Source organism: Streptomyces sp. NPDC001604 (genome assembly GCF_042893475.1).
Classification (GTDB): Bacteria; Actinomycetota; Actinomycetes; order Streptomycetales; family Streptomycetaceae; genus Streptomyces.
In genome coordinates this window covers 228,337-243,457 of record NZ_JBIAUY010000005.1, presented here as the reverse complement: position 1 = coordinate 243,457, position 15,121 = coordinate 228,337, and the positions used below count along the sequence as shown (strand labels likewise).

The 15,121-nt window shown below is 69.5% G+C and carries 12 protein-coding genes; 7 read left to right on the top strand and 5 right to left on the bottom strand.

The genetic code is table 11. From position 1 onward, the window contains the following. The first annotated feature begins 49 nt into the window (after nucleotides 1-49). Nucleotides 50-1,873, top strand: coding sequence for a phosphoenolpyruvate carboxykinase (GTP) (locus ACFY1E_RS17050; RefSeq protein WP_389076440.1), 1,824 nt, complete (start codon nucleotides 50-52; stop codon nucleotides 1,871-1,873). Nucleotides 1,874-2,329: 456 nt separating this feature from the next. On the opposite strand, the gene ACFY1E_RS17045 is transcribed toward ACFY1E_RS17050, so the two are convergent. Next, entirely contained in the window at nucleotides 2,330-2,764 is a 435-nt protein-coding gene (locus tag ACFY1E_RS17045) for a hypothetical protein (protein WP_389076438.1), read from the bottom strand. A gap of 47 nt (nucleotides 2,765-2,811) precedes the next feature. Then, nucleotides 2,812-4,023, bottom strand: a complete 1,212-nt coding sequence (locus ACFY1E_RS17040) for a pyridoxal phosphate-dependent aminotransferase (RefSeq protein ID WP_389076436.1) — start codon at nucleotides 4,021-4,023, stop codon at nucleotides 2,812-2,814. A gap of 925 nt (nucleotides 4,024-4,948) precedes the next feature. Between ACFY1E_RS17040 and ACFY1E_RS17035 the strand changes: the two genes are divergently transcribed. Next, nucleotides 4,949-5,818, top strand: a complete 870-nt coding sequence (locus ACFY1E_RS17035; protein ID WP_389076433.1) for a serine protease — start codon at nucleotides 4,949-4,951, stop codon at nucleotides 5,816-5,818. 9 nt (nucleotides 5,819-5,827) lie between these two features. Here ACFY1E_RS17035 and ACFY1E_RS17030 read toward each other — a convergent pair whose 3' ends face one another. Next, nucleotides 5,828-7,459, bottom strand: a complete 1,632-nt coding sequence (locus ACFY1E_RS17030; RefSeq protein ID WP_389076430.1) for an amidohydrolase family protein — start codon at nucleotides 7,457-7,459, stop codon at nucleotides 5,828-5,830. Nucleotides 7,460-7,469: 10 nt separating this feature from the next. Beyond that, on the bottom strand, nucleotides 7,470-8,735 hold the full coding sequence (locus tag ACFY1E_RS17025) for an amino acid deaminase (protein ID WP_389076429.1): 1,266 nt from the start codon (nucleotides 8,733-8,735) through the stop codon (nucleotides 7,470-7,472). A 137-nt stretch (nucleotides 8,736-8,872) separates the two neighbouring features. Between ACFY1E_RS17025 and ACFY1E_RS17020 the strand changes: the two genes are divergently transcribed. The 5 genes from ACFY1E_RS17020 (at nucleotide 8,873) to ACFY1E_RS17000 (ending at nucleotide 13,493) form a co-directional block, all read left to right on the top strand. Next, nucleotides 8,873-10,102, top strand: coding sequence for a sugar kinase (locus ACFY1E_RS17020; RefSeq protein ID WP_389076428.1), 1,230 nt, complete (start codon nucleotides 8,873-8,875; stop codon nucleotides 10,100-10,102). Further along, entirely contained in the window at nucleotides 10,099-10,860 is a 762-nt protein-coding gene (locus tag ACFY1E_RS17015) for an IclR family transcriptional regulator (RefSeq protein ID WP_389076426.1), read from the top strand. The genes ACFY1E_RS17020 and ACFY1E_RS17015 overlap by 4 nt, the downstream gene beginning before the upstream one ends. A 19-nt stretch (nucleotides 10,861-10,879) precedes the next feature. Further along, a complete protein-coding gene (locus ACFY1E_RS17010) occupies nucleotides 10,880-11,290 on the top strand; it encodes a RidA family protein (protein WP_389076424.1) in 411 nt (136 codons plus the stop codon). A gap of 105 nt (nucleotides 11,291-11,395) precedes the next feature. Further along, complete coding sequence (locus ACFY1E_RS17005; protein WP_389076422.1) at nucleotides 11,396-12,877, top strand: GntP family permease; 1,482 nt, start codon at nucleotides 11,396-11,398, stop codon at nucleotides 12,875-12,877. A gap of 64 nt (nucleotides 12,878-12,941) precedes the next feature. Continuing rightward, the gene (locus ACFY1E_RS17000; RefSeq protein WP_389076420.1) at nucleotides 12,942-13,493 is read left to right on the top strand and encodes a hypothetical protein; all 552 of its coding nucleotides are present in this window, start codon (nucleotides 12,942-12,944) and stop codon (nucleotides 13,491-13,493) included. A 3-nt stretch (nucleotides 13,494-13,496) separates the two neighbouring features. Here the strand turns inward: ACFY1E_RS17000 and ACFY1E_RS16995 are convergent, their stop codons facing one another. Next, nucleotides 13,497-14,840, bottom strand: coding sequence for a M14 family metallopeptidase (locus tag ACFY1E_RS16995; RefSeq protein ID WP_389076418.1), 1,344 nt, complete (start codon nucleotides 14,838-14,840; stop codon nucleotides 13,497-13,499). Nucleotides 14,841-15,121 lie beyond the last annotated feature (281 nt).

Below are 15,121 nucleotides of genomic sequence, written 5' to 3'. Positions count from 1 at the left end.
CAGCCCCCACGGGGCCTCCAAAACAAAAATCCCTCATTTAGGAGCAATCGTGGCGCGCGACAACGCGGCTCCCACCGTCATCCCCACCAAGCATCAGGAACTGGTCTCGTGGGTGAACGAGATCGCCGAACTGACTCAGCCGGACAACGTGGTCTGGTGTGACGGATCCGAGGCCGAGTACGAGCGCCTGTGCGAGGAGCTCGTCGAAAAGGGCACCTTCAAGAAACTCGACCCGATCAAGCGCCCGAACTCCTACTACGCGGCCTCCGACCCGACCGACGTCGCGCGCGTCGAGGACCGCACCTTCATCTGCTCCGAGAAGGAGGAGGACGCCGGCCCGACCAACCACTGGAAGGCCCCAGCGGAGATGCGGGAGATCTTCCAGGGCGAGAAGGGCGTCTTCCGCGGCTCCATGAAGGGCCGGACGATGTACGTCGTCCCGTTCTGCATGGGCCCCCTCGGCTCGGACCTCTCCGCGATCGGTGTCGAGATCACCGACTCCGCCTATGTCGCGGTCTCCATGCGCACGATGACGCGCATGGGCCAGCCGGTCCTCGACGAGCTCGGCTCCGACGGCTTCTTCGTCAAGGCCGTGCACACCCTCGGAGCGCCCCTGGAGGACGGCGAGGAGGACGTCCCCTGGCCGTGCAACTCGACCAAGTACATCTCGCACTTCCCCGAGAGCCGCGAGATCTGGTCCTACGGCTCCGGGTACGGCGGCAACGCGCTGCTCGGCAAGAAGTGCTACGCCCTGCGCATCGCCTCGGTGATGGCCCGCGACGAGGGCTGGCTGGCCGAGCACATGCTGATCCTGAAGCTCACCCCGCCGACCGGCGAGTCCAAGTACGTCGCCGCAGCCTTCCCGAGCGCCTGCGGCAAGACCAACCTCGCCATGCTGGAGCCCACGGTCTCCGGCTGGACGGTCGAGACGATCGGCGACGACATCGCCTGGATGCGCTTCGGCGAGGACGGCCGCCTCTACGCGATCAACCCGGAGGCCGGCTTCTTCGGCGTCGCGCCCGGCACGGGTGAGCACACCAACGCCAACGCGATGAAGACGCTGTGGGGCAACTCGGTCTTCACCAACGTGGCGCTCACCGACGACAACGACGTGTGGTGGGAGGGCATGACGGAGGAGACTCCGGCCCATCTGACGGACTGGAAGGGCAACGACTGGACTCCGGAGTCGGGGACCCCGGCCGCGCACCCGAACGCCCGCTTCACCACCCCCGCCGCGCAGTGCCCGATCATCGCGCCGGAGTGGGAGGACCCGAAGGGCGTGCCGATCTCGGCGATCCTCTTCGGCGGCCGCCGCGCCACCGCGGTCCCGCTGGTGACGGAGTCCTTCGACTGGAACCACGGCGTCTTCCTCGGCGCCAACGTGGCCTCGGAGAAGACCGCCGCCGCCGAGGGCAAGGTCGGCGAGCTGCGCCGCGACCCGTTCGCCATGCTGCCGTTCTGCGGCTACAACATGGGCGACTACATGGGCCACTGGATCGACGTCGCCAAGGACAAGGACCAGTCCAAGCTGCCCAAGATCTACTACGTCAACTGGTTCCGCAAGAACGACGAGGGCAAGTTCGTCTGGCCCGGCTTCGGTGAGAACAGCCGCGTCCTGAAGTGGATCGTCGACCGCCTCGACGGCAAGGCGGAGGGCGTCGAGACCCCCATCGGCATCCTGCCGACGAAGGAATCCCTCGACACCAACGGCCTCGAACTCTCCGAGTCCGACGTCGAGTTCCTGCTCACGGTCGACAAGGAGGTCTGGCGCGAGGAGGCCGCCCTGGTCCCCGAGCACCTCAACACCTTCGGCGACCACACCCCGAAGGAACTCTGGGACGAGTACCGGGCGCTGGTGCAGCGCCTGGGCTGAGCCCCACCCCGCAGACTCCGCGGCCGGCACGGATGCCCTGACCAGTGATCGTCACGGCCGGCCGCGGTGCGATGTGCGAGGCCGCGCACAACGGCGTGCGTGGCTCGGGCCTGCCGTGCCGCTTCCGTCCGCCCCGACGGAAGCGGCCCGGCAGGCCTTCGCCGTTGGGGGCCTGTGGCCTACCGGGTGCGGGTCCGTCGTGGCTTGTCGCGCAGTTCCCCGCGCCCCTAAGGGGCGCGGCAGCACCGCAGCGGCTAATGCGCGGCGGCACTGCAGCGGCTTTTCAGGGGCGCGGGGAACTGCGCGATCAGCCACGGCGAACCCGCACCCGCAAAGCAACATGAAACCCTATGGCGAATGGGCGCCCCGGCCTAAGCCAACGCAGTGCTGTGGCTCCCGGTCCGCGCGTCGCTGCGGGTGCACGCGGACCGGGGCCGTCAAGGGGAGCCCGAAGGCTCAGCGGGACGTGAGCTCGCGGGGCTCCAGCGCCGCCGCATGTACGTCCATCTGCTCGGCGGCAAGAATCGCCGCCGCCGTGTCCGCCCGCGAGGCCGCCACGACCAGCGCGCGTCCCGCGAGGGCGTGGGCCCGCTCGTGCAGCGCCATGAGGTCGTCGGACGGTGCCGCGGACATGCGGACCGGCGTCACGCCGCCCCGCAACCGGGCCACCTGCGTGGCGAGCCGCTCGGCCGCCTCGTCGAGATCGGCGCAGGGCGCAAGCCCCCGTAGCTCGTCCGTGACGGCGAGCAGCGCCCCCAGATGACCCGCGAGCTGGATGTCCAGCTCCTCCTCACGGGAGCGGTGCGGAAAGTCGGATGCGGAGGTGGTGCCGGCCATCGTGCTGTGGACAGACCCCTTGCGGGGAGGAGGTGTGCGGATCGGTTCGTACATGGATGGCCTCCCGTGCTGTCAGGAAACCATCCTAGCTTAGATTTCGTCTAAAGTTGGCTGTAACCATCGAGGAAGTTCCCGATCCGGGTGACCGCGTCCCGCAGATCCCCGACCGACGGCAGGGTCACGACCCGGAAGTGGTCGGGCTCGGACCAGTTGAACCCGGTCCCCTGGACGACCATGATCTTCTCGCGGCGCAGCAGATCCAGGACCATCCGCCGGTCGTCCCTGATCTTGAACACCTTGGGGTCGAGGCGCGGGAAGAGATACAGCGCGCCCTTCGGCTTCACGCAGGTCACGCCCGGGATCTGGGTGAGCAGCTCGTACGCGACGTCCCGCTGCTCCTTCAGCCGCCCGCCCGGCAGCACCAGGTCGTTGATGGTCTGCCGTCCGCTCAGTGCCGCGACCACGCCGTGCTGCCCCGGCATGTTCGCGCACAGGCGCATGTTCGCCAGGATCGTCAGACCCTCGATGTAGGAGTCCGCGTGGGCGCGCGGCCCGGAGATCGACATCCACCCGACCCGGTAGCCCGCCACCCGGTACGCCTTCGACATGCCGTTGAAGGTGAGGGTCAGCAGGTCGGGGGCGACGGCGGCGGTCGGGGTGTGCGTGGCACCGTCGTAGAGGATCTTGTCGTAGATCTCGTCCGAGCAGACCAGCAGGTTGTGGCGGCGGGCGATGTCGGTGAGGCCCTTGACCATCGCCTCGTCGTAGACGGCCCCCGTCGGATTGTTGGGGTTGATGATGACGATCGCCTTGGTGCGGTCGGTGACCTTGCGTTCGACGTCGGCGAGGTCGGGCATCCAGTCGGACTGCTCGTCACAGCGGTAGTGCACGGCCGTGCCGCCGGAGAGCGAGACGGCGGCGGTCCACAGGGGGTAGTCGGGCGACGGTACGAGGACCTCGTCGCCGTCGTCGAGCAGGCCCTGCATGGCCATCACGATCAGCTCGGAGACGCCGTTGCCGATGAAGACGTGCTCGACGTCGGTCTCGATGCCGAGGGTCTGGTTGTGCATGACGACCGCCCGGCGGGCTGCCAGCAGACCCTTCGCGTCGCCGTAGCCGTGCGCCGTCGACACGTTGCGGAGGATGTCCTCCAGGATCTCGGGCGGGCACTCGAAGCCGAACGCCGCCGGGTTGCCGGTGTTCAGCTTGAGGATGCGGTGACCGGCCGCTTCCAGCCGCATCGCCTCCTCGAGCACCGGGCCCCGGATCTCGTAACAGACGTTGGCGAGCTTGGTCGACTGGATCACCTGCATGTCTGGGAGCTTACGGCCCGGTAACGCCTCTTGGCCCGTGTTATCCGCCACGTGAGACATGGGGTTTGGGCCGTTATCGCCGGTAGCTGTCCCACGGGTCCCGCCCGTCTCTACAATTCGCGGTCATGTCCAGGCCACCCGAGTACGAACACGGGGCACCTCAGGGTCCGCCGAACGTGTACCACCCGCAGCCGGAGTCGGTCCCCTCGTACGAGGAGTATGCCGATCCGGCCGTTGCGCACGGGTGGCTCAATGCGTATGACGAGACCCGGGAGATGCCTCCGCTTCCGGCGGTGGACGAGACGTATGTGCCGCGGCCCTCCCGGCGGAAACCCTCCGCGGGGAGGCGGGGGAAGGGGCGTCGGCCGTCTGCGGGTGTGTGGGGGCTTGTCGCGCAGTTCCCCGCGCCCCTTAAGGGGGCTGTCGTCGCCGGGGGTGTGGTGTTGGCCCTGGTTGTCGGGTTCTCCGTCTCCGGAGGCTCCTCCGCGCCCTCTGGTGGCGTGCAGGGCAAGGAGGAGAGTGCGGCGCCGACGGCAGGTGACTCTGCCGGGGCTACTGCTTCAAAGGGTCCCGGCGGGGTTTCCATCGGTCGGCCGTCGGACGGTGGAGTGGAATCGTCGACGGCTTCCCTGAGCCCGAGCATCTCGCCGAGCCGCGCCGCGTCCGGGGGTGTGACCCAGGAGCCCACTGCCGGGACCTCCACCGCGGTTGCCACGGCGACGCCCGCTCCCACCGTGAGCGCATCGGGACCGGGCCATTCCGGCAGCAAGCCCGGACATGGACAGGGCGGCACCAAGGGGCCCAAGCAGCCGTAGGGCTGGATACGTTCTTGCCCAACCACCCCTCTCCCCTCACAATGCACATGTCAAATCTATGGGCGGCCGGAAAATCTCCGGTCGCCCAAGTCGCAAGAGGGGACCCCCACATGAAGAAGCCTCTCCTCGCCGTGCTCTCGGCCCTGGTGATAACCGGGGCGGGCATGGCACCCGCGGTCGCAGCGCCCCTGCTGACGGACGGCGCGGCAACAAAGACGACGACCAAGGCGGCCACGCCCACCGTCAAGGCCGTCAACTTCGCCGGCACCGTGGCGCTCAGCAACTGCTCCGGGTCCGTCATCCGCTTCCCGAACTCCGCGGACACCGACCCGGCGCTCGTCCTGACCAACGGCCACTGCCTGGAGACCGGGTTCCCGGAGCCGGGCGAGGTCATCGTCGACCAGGCCTCCAGCCGTTCCTTCAGCCTGCTCAACGCCTCGGCCACCAAGGTCGGGACGCTGAGGGCGAGCAAGGTGGCGTACTCGACGATGACGGACACGGACGTCACGATCTACCAGCTCGCCACCACCTACGCGAAGATCAAGAGCACCTACGGCATCAGTCCGCTCACCGTGCAGGACACGCACCCGACAGCGGGCACCGCGATCACCGTCGTCTCCGGCTACTGGAAGAAGACGTACGCCTGCAACGTCGACGGCTTCGTCTACCGCCTCAAGGAGGGTGACTGGACCTGGAAGGACTCCCTCCGCTACACCTCCGCCTGCCAGACCATCGGCGGCACCTCGGGCTCGCCCGTCGTCGACAACGCCACCGGCAAGGTCGTCGCCGTCAACAACACCGGCAACGAGGACGGCGAGCGCTGCACCGAGAACAACCCGTGCGAGGTCGACGCGAACGGCAACGTGACCGTCCGCCAGGGCATCAACTACGCCGAGGAGACCTACCAGATCCCGGCCTGCTTCGGAGCCGGCAACAAGCTGAACCTGAGCGCCGCCGGCTGCACCCTGCCCAAGCCGTAGTCCCGTAGCTCACCGCCGGGTGGCGTTCCGTCGCACGGGACTGCGACGGACCGCCCGACCCGCCAGCACGTCCGTGCGCCGGCCGTCCTCGATGACGAAGCGGCCGTCGACGAGGACGTACGGAATGCCCGTGGGAAGCGTGCGCGGATTCTCGTACGTCGACCCCGCGGCCACCGTCCGCGGGTCGAACAGCACCAGGTCGGCCCGGTAGCCCTCGCGGACCAGGCCCCGGTCCGGCAGCCGCAGCCGGGCGGCGGGCCGTGAGGTCAGATGGGCGACGCACTCCTCCAGTGACAGCACGCCCAACTCCCGTACGTACCGGCCGAGGTACTGCGGAAAGGTGCCGTAGGCGCGCGGGTGCGGCTTCGTGCCCTGGAGGATGCCGTCCGAGCCGCCGGTGTGGACGCGGTGCCGCATGATCGCCCGGACGTTCTCCTCGTGGCCCACGTGCTGCAGGATCGTCGAGCCCAGCCGGTCCGCAAGGAGCAGATGACGGGCGGTGGCCCACGGGGCCTCGCCGCGCGCCTGGGCCGACTGCAGGATCGTACGGCCGACGAAATCGGCCGGCCCCGCATCCGCCACGCCGGAGATCTCGATCGTGTCCCACTCGACGGGAACGCCGTGGCAGCCGTCCGCGCCCACGACCTCCATGTCGTGCCGGATGCGTTCGGCCGTCTCGTCGTCCGCCAGCCGCTTCAGGATCGCCTCGGGGCCGCCCTCGCTCGCCCAACTCGGCAGCAGCGCCACGAGAGTGGTGCAGCCGGGGGTGTAGGGGTAGGTGTCGAGGCTGATGTCGGCCCCGGCCGCCAGCGCCTCGTCCAGCACGGAGAGCAGTTCGGGCGCCCGGCCCTTGTTCACGCCGAAGTTCATGGTGGCGTGGGCGAGATGGAGCGAGCAGCCCGCCTGACGGGTCAGGGCCACCATCTCCTGGTACGCCTCCAGGGCGCCGGCCCCGTACGAGCGGTGATGGGGGCAGTAGTAGCCGCCGTACTCCGCCACCACCCGGCACAGTTCGGTCAGTTCGGCGTCCTTGGCGTACATGCCGGGCGTGTAGGTCAGCCCGGAGGACATGCCGACCGCGCCCTGCTCCATGCCCTCCGCGACCAACTGCCGCATCCGGTCGAGCTCCTGCGGGGTCGCCTCGCGGTCCTCCCAGCCGACGGCGAGCATGCGGACCGTCCCCTGCGGGACCAGATAGGCCGCGTTCACCGCGATTCCCTGGTCCAGCCGGTCCAGGTACTCGCCCACCGAACGCCAGTCGAAGTCGATGTCGTCGCCGTACCCGTTCCAGCCGGTGATCGCGCGGCGGACCTCGGCGAGCGTGCGGTCGTCGACGGGGGCGTACGACAGCCCGTCCTGGCCCAGGACCTCCAGCGTGACCCCCTGCGCGGCCTTGGCGCTGTGGTCGGGGTCGCGGAGCAGGGCCAGATCGCTGTGGGCGTGCATGTCGATGAAGCCGGGGGAGAGGACCAGCCCCTCCGCGTCCAGCTCCCGGCGCGCCTTCGGACGCAGGCAGCCCGCGGCGGCCGCCTCCTTGACGATCGAGACGATCCTGCCGCCGTCGACCACCACGTCCGCGCGGTACGAGGGCTCACCGCTGCCGTCCACGACGTCCGCGTCCCGGATGACCAGCTCTTCCACGGACTGCCTCCTAGAAGAAGGTCCGGATGTAGTCGACCACCGTGCCGTCCGCCTCCGCCACCGGGATCAGCTGCCACTTGTCGAATGAGGTGCACGGGTGGGAGAGACCCATGCCGAGCCAGTCCCCGACCTCCAGGTCCGCCTCCTCCGTCGTCCGCAGCCAGGCGTGCTGGTCGGACAGCGCGGTCACCGAGATACCGGTCGCCGGGCGCTCGACGCCGTCCCGCCGGACGACCTGGGCGAAGGGGAGGTCGAGGTCGTACGCCGCGTCCCGCTTGCCCGCGTTGACGAAGGCCTGGTCGGCGGTGGGCCGGGAGACGACCTGGGTCCACAGACGGAAGGCGGGCTCCAGGGCACCCTCCTCCGGGACCCGGTTGAAGGGGGTGAGCTTGCGGTAGTGGCCGTCGTCGTGCGAGACGTAGGCGCCCGAGCGCAGCAACTTCAGCACCGGGGCCGAGAGTTCGGGGATCTCGGCGAACACGTCCGCCACCGCGTCGAACCAGGCGCTGCCGCCCGCGCTCACGACGATCTCGTCCAGGCCCGCGAACCGCCCCGCCTTGTCGAAGTCCACGGCCAGCGCGACCAGCCGCCGCAGCCAGGCGTGCACCCGCTCCGGATCGGCCTGCGGGACCTCGCCCTCATAGCCCGCGACACCGACGAGCCGCAGCGTCCCCGTCCCGGCCACGGCATCGGCGACCGCCGCGCACTCCGCCTCCGTACGGACCCCGGTACGGGCTCCCTCGCCGGCCGCGAGCTCGATCACGACGTCCAGCGGCCGGGAGCCCCCCTGCAGCGCTGCGTCCATCAGCTCCACCCCGCGCACGGAGTCGACGTAGCAGACGAGACGGAACTCGGGATCGGCGTCGAGCTCCGCCGAGATCCAGCGGAGGGCCGCGGTGTCGACGACCTCGTTGGCGAGGAAGACCCGCTGCGTCCCGAACGCCCGCGCCACGCGCACCTGGTGCGGCACCGCGAGGGTGATGCCCCAGGCGCCGCGCTCGATCTGCTGCCGGAACAGCTGGGGGGCCATGGTGGTCTTGCCGTGCGGGGCGAAGGCCAGGCCGTGGCGGGCCGCATACGTCTCCATCAGCGCGAGGTTGTGCTCCAGGCGCTCGGCCGACAGGGCGAGGACGGGGGTCGCGAAGCCGCCGGTGAAGAGGTTGCGGCGCTGGGCGGCCAGCTCGCCCACAGTCAGTCCTTCGGCGTCCGGAGGGAGGCCCTTGAACCGGTGGTCGACGCGTTCCCCCGCGAGCCGGGCGAGGTCTTCCGTGCCCATTGAGCCTCCCTGATCAGGTGTGTTGCAGTGCGTGCAACGTCCATTGCATATAACGCTCACCGCTGTCTAACATCTCGGCCAACGCGGGGTCAACGACCATCCGCTCGCCCGCCGACCACCGAGGAGTTACGACGATCGTGACCGCGACCGGACCTTGCAATGCCCCCGACGGCTCCGGTGCCGTCGAGGTCGTCGATGTCGTCACGCTCGGCGAGTCCATGGTCACGTTCCTGCCCTCCTGTCCCGGCCGCCTCGCCGACGTCCCCTCCTTCGACCGCGCCATCGGCGGCGCGGAATCCAATGTGGCCTGCACCCTCGCGGCCGCCGGGCACTCCGTGCGCTGGGTGAGCAGGGTCGGCGCCGACGGGTTCGGCGACCACCTCGTCGAGGCGATCGGGGCGTACGGCGTCGACGTCACCGCCGTACGACGGGACCCGGCGCGTCCGACCGGCATCTACTTCCGCACGGCTGGTGACCGGTCGACCGCCGCCCACGAGGTGGCGTACTACCGGACCGGCTCCGCGGCCTCGGCGATGACGGTCGGCAACACGGATCTGGACGTGGTGCGCGCGGGCCGGGTGCTGCATCTGTCGGGGATCACGGCGGCGTTGTCGGAGGGGTGCCTGGGGTTGATGCGCGAGCTGACCGCGCCGCGGGCCGGGCGCCCGCTGATCTCCTTCGACGTCAACCACAGGCCGGGCCTGTGGCCGGACGCCGACGGGGCGGGTGTGCTGCTGGAACTGGCGCGCGGCGCCGACGTCGTCTTCGTGGGGGAGGACGAGGCGGAGGAGGCGTGGGGGGTGACGGGCGGACCGGAGGCGGTTCGCGCGGTGCTGCCGGAGCCGGGGGTGCTGGTGGTGAAGCAAGGGAGCGTGGGGGCCACCGCTTTCGTGTCGCCCGCGGGCAGTCGTCGGCTGATCGCGCAGTTCCCCGCGCCCCTAAAACCGCCCGGCGGCCACTCCCCTCAGCCTGCGGGCAGTCGTGCCGCTGGGGCGGCTCCCGACCCAAAGACAGGCGGCACCCCGTCAGCGCGGGCGAGCGACAACTCCCCGCGCCCAGCCCCCACGCCGGGCACCTTTGTTCCCGCCCTGACCGTGGACGTCGTAGCCACCACCGGCGCCGGAGACGCCTTCGCCGCAGGGTTCCTCTCCGCCACCCTCCGCAACCTCCCCTTGAGGGAACGTCTGCGCCACGGCCACCTCACGGCGGCAGCCGCCCTCACCGCCCAAGGCGACCTGGCCCCACCCCCCACCCGTCACCACGCCGACCGCCTCGCCGCACTCGACGACGACGCGTGGGGGAGACTTCGACTCGGCCCCGGCTGGACCCGAGCCGAGCAGGCCCCGGAGGAGGTACGCACCCCATGAGCCAGACCGTCGACCGCGCGCTCAGCATCCTGCCGCTGCTCGCCGAGGGCCCCGCCGACCTCGGCCAGGTAGCCGACCGCCTGGACGTGCACAAGTCCACGGCCCTCCGCCTGCTGCGCACACTGCACGAGCACGGCCTGGTCTACCGCCAGTCCGACCAGCGCTACCGCCTCGGCGCCCGCCTCATCGCCCTCGCCCAGGAGGCCATGGAGAACCTGGACATCCGCGAGATCGCCCACCCCCACCTCGTACGCCTCAACGAGCAGTGCGGGCACACCGTCCATCTCGCCGTGTACGAGGAGTCCGAGGTCCTCTACATCGACAAGGTGGAGAGCCGCTACCCGGTCCGGATGTACTCACGGATCGGCAAGCCGGTCGCGATCACCGTCGCCGCGGTGGCCAAACTGCTCCTCGCCGACCTGCCCGAAGGGGAGCGCCGGGCGCTCGCCGACAAGCTCGACTACCCCATGTACACCTCCCGTTCCACCCCCAACGCCCCTGCTTTCCTGCGGGAGTTGGACAAGGTGCGGGAACAGGGCTGGGCCACCGACCTCGGCGGCCACGAGGAGTCCATCAACTGCGTCGCCGCACCGATCCGCGGTGCCGACGGCCGGGTCGTCGCCGCCATGTCGGTCTCCGCGCCGAACGTCGTCGTCACCGCCGACGAGCTCCTCACCCTGCTCCCCCTGGTGCGCCGCACGGCCGACGCGATCAGCGGGGAGTACTCCGGAAGAACGCCTGTGACGGACACCGTATGAAGCGCACGAAGGGCACCGCATGACCGACAAGATCGCACTCACCCCCAAGACCCACACCACCCCGCCCGCGAAGTTCTCCCACGGCGTCAAGAAGGGCAACATCCTGCAGGTCGCCGGGCAGGTCGGCTTCCTGCCCGCCGAGGAGGGCAAGCCCCCCACGCCCGTCGGCCCGACCCTGCGCGAACAGACCCTCCAGACCCTCGCCAACGTCAAGGCGATCCTGGAGGAGGGCGGCGCGAGCTGGGACGACGTGATGATGATCCGCGTCTACCTCACGGACGTCGACCACTTCGCCGAGATGAACGCCATCTACAACGCCTACTTCGAGGAACAGGGCCTCACCCAGCCGCCCGCCGCGCGCACGACGGTCTACGTCGGTCTGCCCGCGGGTCTCCTCATCGAGATCGACGCGCTGGCCGTACTCGGCTGACGTCCCCTCAACTCCCGCACGTCGTGGACGGCATGGCACCTCGCGGGGTGCCGTGCCGCGATCCCCCCTGCCCGAAAGCTCATGCACTTACGTAGAGGACCCCCAATGTCCTTCCCGCTCGCCGCAACCGCCCCCGCCCCCACGACCCCACCCCACACCGGAGGCCTGCTCCTCCTGATCGACGGAACGGCAGGTCTCCTCACCGTCGCCGCCATCGGTATCGCCCTGCTCCTCTTCCTGATCATCAAGGTAAGGCTCCAGCCGTTCGTCGCCCTGCTCGCCGTCTCCATAGCCGTGGGGCTGCTGGCGGGCCTGTCGGTCACCGAGCTCTTCGGCACGGTTCAGCGTTCGGACGCGGTGTCCACCCTCGAGACCGGCATGGGCGGCATCCTCGGCCATGTCGCGATCATCATCGGCCTGGGCACCATGCTCGGCGCGATCCTCGAAGTCAGCGGCGGCGCGGAGGTGCTGGCGTCACGCCTGCTGGGCCTGTTCGGCGAGAAGCGGGCCCCGCTCGCGATGGGCCTGACGGGCCTCATCTTCGGCATCCCGGTCTTCTTCGACGTGGGCATCTTCGTCCTCGCGCCCATCGTCTACGCCGCCGCCAAACGCTCCGGCAAGTCGATCCTGCTCTACTGCCTGCCCCTCCTCGCCGGCCTCTCGATGACGCACGCGTTCCTGCCCCCGCACCCGGGCCCGGTGGCCGCGGCCGGACTGCTCCACGTACAGCTCGGCTGGGTCATCCTGATGGGCGTCGTCTGCGGCATCCCGGCGGTACTGGCCGCCTGGGCGTTCTCCGCATGGATCGGCCGCCGCATCTTCGTCGCCGTACCGCAGGACATGGTGGAGGCGGCGGCGGAGGCGAAACTGGCCGTCATCAACGAGCAGCGGGAGCAGGGCGTCGAGCCGCGTGAGCACCCGGTGCCGCTGGGCACGGTGCTGGGCATCATCGGCACCCCGCTGATCCTCATTCTCGCGGCCACCTTCTCCTCCATCGCGCTGGACCCCTCCACCGGCCGCTCGGTGATCGAGTTCTTCGGCCACCCGTTCGTGGCCCTGACGATCGCACTGCTGCTGGCGTACTACCTGCTGGGCATCCGCCGCGGCTGGTCCCGCAAGTCCCTGGAGACCGTCTCGACGGCCTCGCTGAAGCCGGTGGGCAACATCCTGCTGGTGGTCGGCGCGGGCGGTGTCTTCGGCGCGATCCTCAAGGCGAGCGGTGTCGCGCAGGCCCTCTCGGACACCTTCAACGACGTGGGCCTGCCGGTGCTCGTCCTCGCCTACCTGATCTCCGTGGTCCTGCGCGTGGCCCAGGGCTCGGCAACGGTGGCGATCGTCACGACAGCCGGAATCGTCGCCCCCCTCCTCACCGAGGGCCACCACTCCCAGGCCTTCGTCGCCCTCGTCATCATGGCCGTCTCAGCAGGATCGATCTTCGCCTCGCACGTCAACGACGGAGGCTTCTGGATGGTCGCCAAGTACTTCGGCATCAGCGAGCGGGACACCCTCAGGACGTGGACGGTGCTGGAGACGGTGCTGTCGGTGGTCGGGTTCGTGGTGGCGGCGGTGCTGAGCCTGTTCGTGTAGGCGTCTCATAACGAAGTTGGGGCTGGCTGTGTCCGCCACAGGATCTTCGACCATACTGCCCGCTGTGGAGCAGCGCATAGGATCGAGCAGCCAGCCCCTGAAGGGCGAGCCCGTGACCGGTGCCGGATTCGACCCGGCCTTCATTCCCGGGCTCACCTCACCCGTCTCCGAGAAGCCGGAGGAGGCCGAGGCGGAGGACACCGCGCCCGCCGAGCGCGAGGACGAGGACGTCGAGTCCGAGGCCGAGGAGCAGGAGCCGGCCGCGGAGGACGAGGACACCGGGGACGGTGACGAGGAAGAGGCCCCCGACGGGCCCGTCTTCGAGGCCTCCGACCGGCGGGCCAGGATCGTCGCCGATCACAGGGGCGTCCGGCTCGCCCTGGACGACCAGGAGTGCGAGTTCCGCTGGGACGAGATCGGCGCCGTGGAGACCGAAACGCCCCGCTTCGGCAAGCGGTTCACCATCACCGTCCACACCCCTGACCGCCGCTGGTACCCGATCGAGATCGAGGCGACGGCCAGGGCGCAGTTCAGCGAGTGGGACGAACGGCTGGACGCGGTCCTCGACGCCTACTTCGAGGACGGCGCCGAGGCCGAGGCCGAGGACGCCGACTAGCCGCTAGCTGCAGTACTGGGCAGCCTTGCCGATGGACCGGTACATACAGTCCGCGTTCTCCAGCAACTGCAGCACCGCATCCCGGTTCCGTGACGTCTCCCGCTCGATGACCTCGTCGGGCGGGTAGAACCCGCCAGCGGAACTGGACGTCGGATACATCTCGAAGGTGTAGTCGAAGATCTTCTGACTGCCCCAGAGATAGTCGTCGATCGACCCGTCCGTGATGTACAGGTCACTGGACTGCTCGGCGGTGTACCCGTTGCTCGCCGCCATCTTCTGCCCCACGGCCTTGAAGGCGGCGGCGTCGTCCGCCGTCATCCCGGTCGCGGTGTCCGAGTAGGTGTACCCGAACGGCCACAGCACCAGCTCGCTGTAGGTGTGGAAGTCGATCCCGGCGGTGATCTGCTGCTTGCCGCCGACCACCCGGCTGCGTACGAAGTCGGCGACCACCTTCACCTCGGGCGCGGACTCGGCCGCGGCACCGCGGTAGGTCTCGGACGAGGTGGAGCCCGAAGAGCCGCCGCAGCAGCCCCACTTGTAGTTCCAGTTCCGGTTGAGGTCCGTACCGACGTACGAGGAGCCGGAGTTGGGCTGCCGGTTCTTGCGCCAGGACCGGTACGAGCCGGTCGCGATGTCGTACTCGCCGCCGTCCGGGTTGAGGTCCGGCACGATCCAGATCTCGCGGCTGTTCACCAGGCTGGTGATGCGGGAGTCGGTGCCGTAACCGGCGCCCAGCTCGCGCAGCAGATACAGCGCCATCTCCACCGTCAGGTGCTCACGGGCGTGCTGGTGGAAGGTGAAGAGCACTTCCGGCTCGTTCTCGTCCGTCGCCACGTTGTCGCTGACCTTGATGGCGACGATGTCCCGGCCCTGGTACGACTTGCCGATCACCCGCTTGCTCATGATGTTCGGGTAGGCAGCGAGCCGCTGGTCGATCTCCGTGTTCATCTCGGCGTAGTTGTGGTACTTCGAGTCGGCCGAGGGGAAGTCGTAGAGCCGTACGCCGTCCGAGCCGGAAGAGCGGTCCGGCGCCGAGCCCAGCGGTGAGACGTCGTAGCCCTGCCGGCGGAGTGTGCTGATCTGCGCCGCGCGTCCGGAGACGACCACCGTCTCCTCGTCGGCCTCGTCCACGGTCACACCGGCCGCGGCGATGGCGGTACGGGTGACGGGGGTGTTGTGGTCGACGTGGATCTCGTACTGGCGGATGTCGTCGGCCGAAGGTGCCGCCTTGTGGGCGCTGTGGGCCGTCGCCGAGACGGGGGCCGCGAGGGCGAGGGCGAGCAGGGCGGCGAACGCGGCGGTGCGTCTGCCGCCGCGGGCGCCCGAGCCTCGTATCCGAAGTCGCATGAAGTCTCCTAGGGAGGTGGGGTGGTTCGTGCGACGTGCCTGTGAGGTACCTGTGCGGGTGTCGCCCATCGTCAGGGAATGGCATGGACAGGTCAATAGAGCGAAAACCGGCCGGAGTGTACGCGCAGCCGCCCCCGCACAGGCGCCGTCCGGCGAAGTGCACTCGCGGGTGTGAGGGGAACGTGCATATATGCCGATTGCGGAGAAGAGTGAGGTTCCGCTTCACTCAGGTTCGCCTTGCGATGTCCGAGCCGGTCACGCTGGCCAGCCTGCTTTTCTGC

Bases quoted from the DNA above. Each gene is read 5' to 3' on its own strand.
- ACFY1E_RS17035 (WP_389076433.1), top strand. From the start codon at position 4,949: ATGAAGAAGCCTCTCCTCGCCGTGCTCTCGGCCCTGGTGATAACCGGG.
- ACFY1E_RS17015 (WP_389076426.1), top strand. From the start codon at position 10,099: ATGAGCCAGACCGTCGACCGCGCGCTCAGCATCCTGCCGCTGCTCGCC.
- ACFY1E_RS16995 (WP_389076418.1), bottom strand. From the start codon at position 14,840: ATGCGACTTCGGATACGAGGCTCGGGCGCCCGCGGCGGCAGACGCACC.
- ACFY1E_RS17025 (WP_389076429.1), bottom strand. From the start codon at position 8,735: ATGGGCACGGAAGACCTCGCCCGGCTCGCGGGGGAACGCGTCGACCAC.
- ACFY1E_RS17005 (WP_389076422.1), top strand. From the start codon at position 11,396: ATGTCCTTCCCGCTCGCCGCAACCGCCCCCGCCCCCACGACCCCACCC.
- ACFY1E_RS17010 (WP_389076424.1), top strand. From the start codon at position 10,880: ATGACCGACAAGATCGCACTCACCCCCAAGACCCACACCACCCCGCCC.
- ACFY1E_RS17045 (WP_389076438.1), bottom strand. From the start codon at position 2,764: ATGTACGAACCGATCCGCACACCTCCTCCCCGCAAGGGGTCTGTCCAC.
- ACFY1E_RS17040 (WP_389076436.1), bottom strand. From the start codon at position 4,023: ATGCAGGTGATCCAGTCGACCAAGCTCGCCAACGTCTGTTACGAGATC.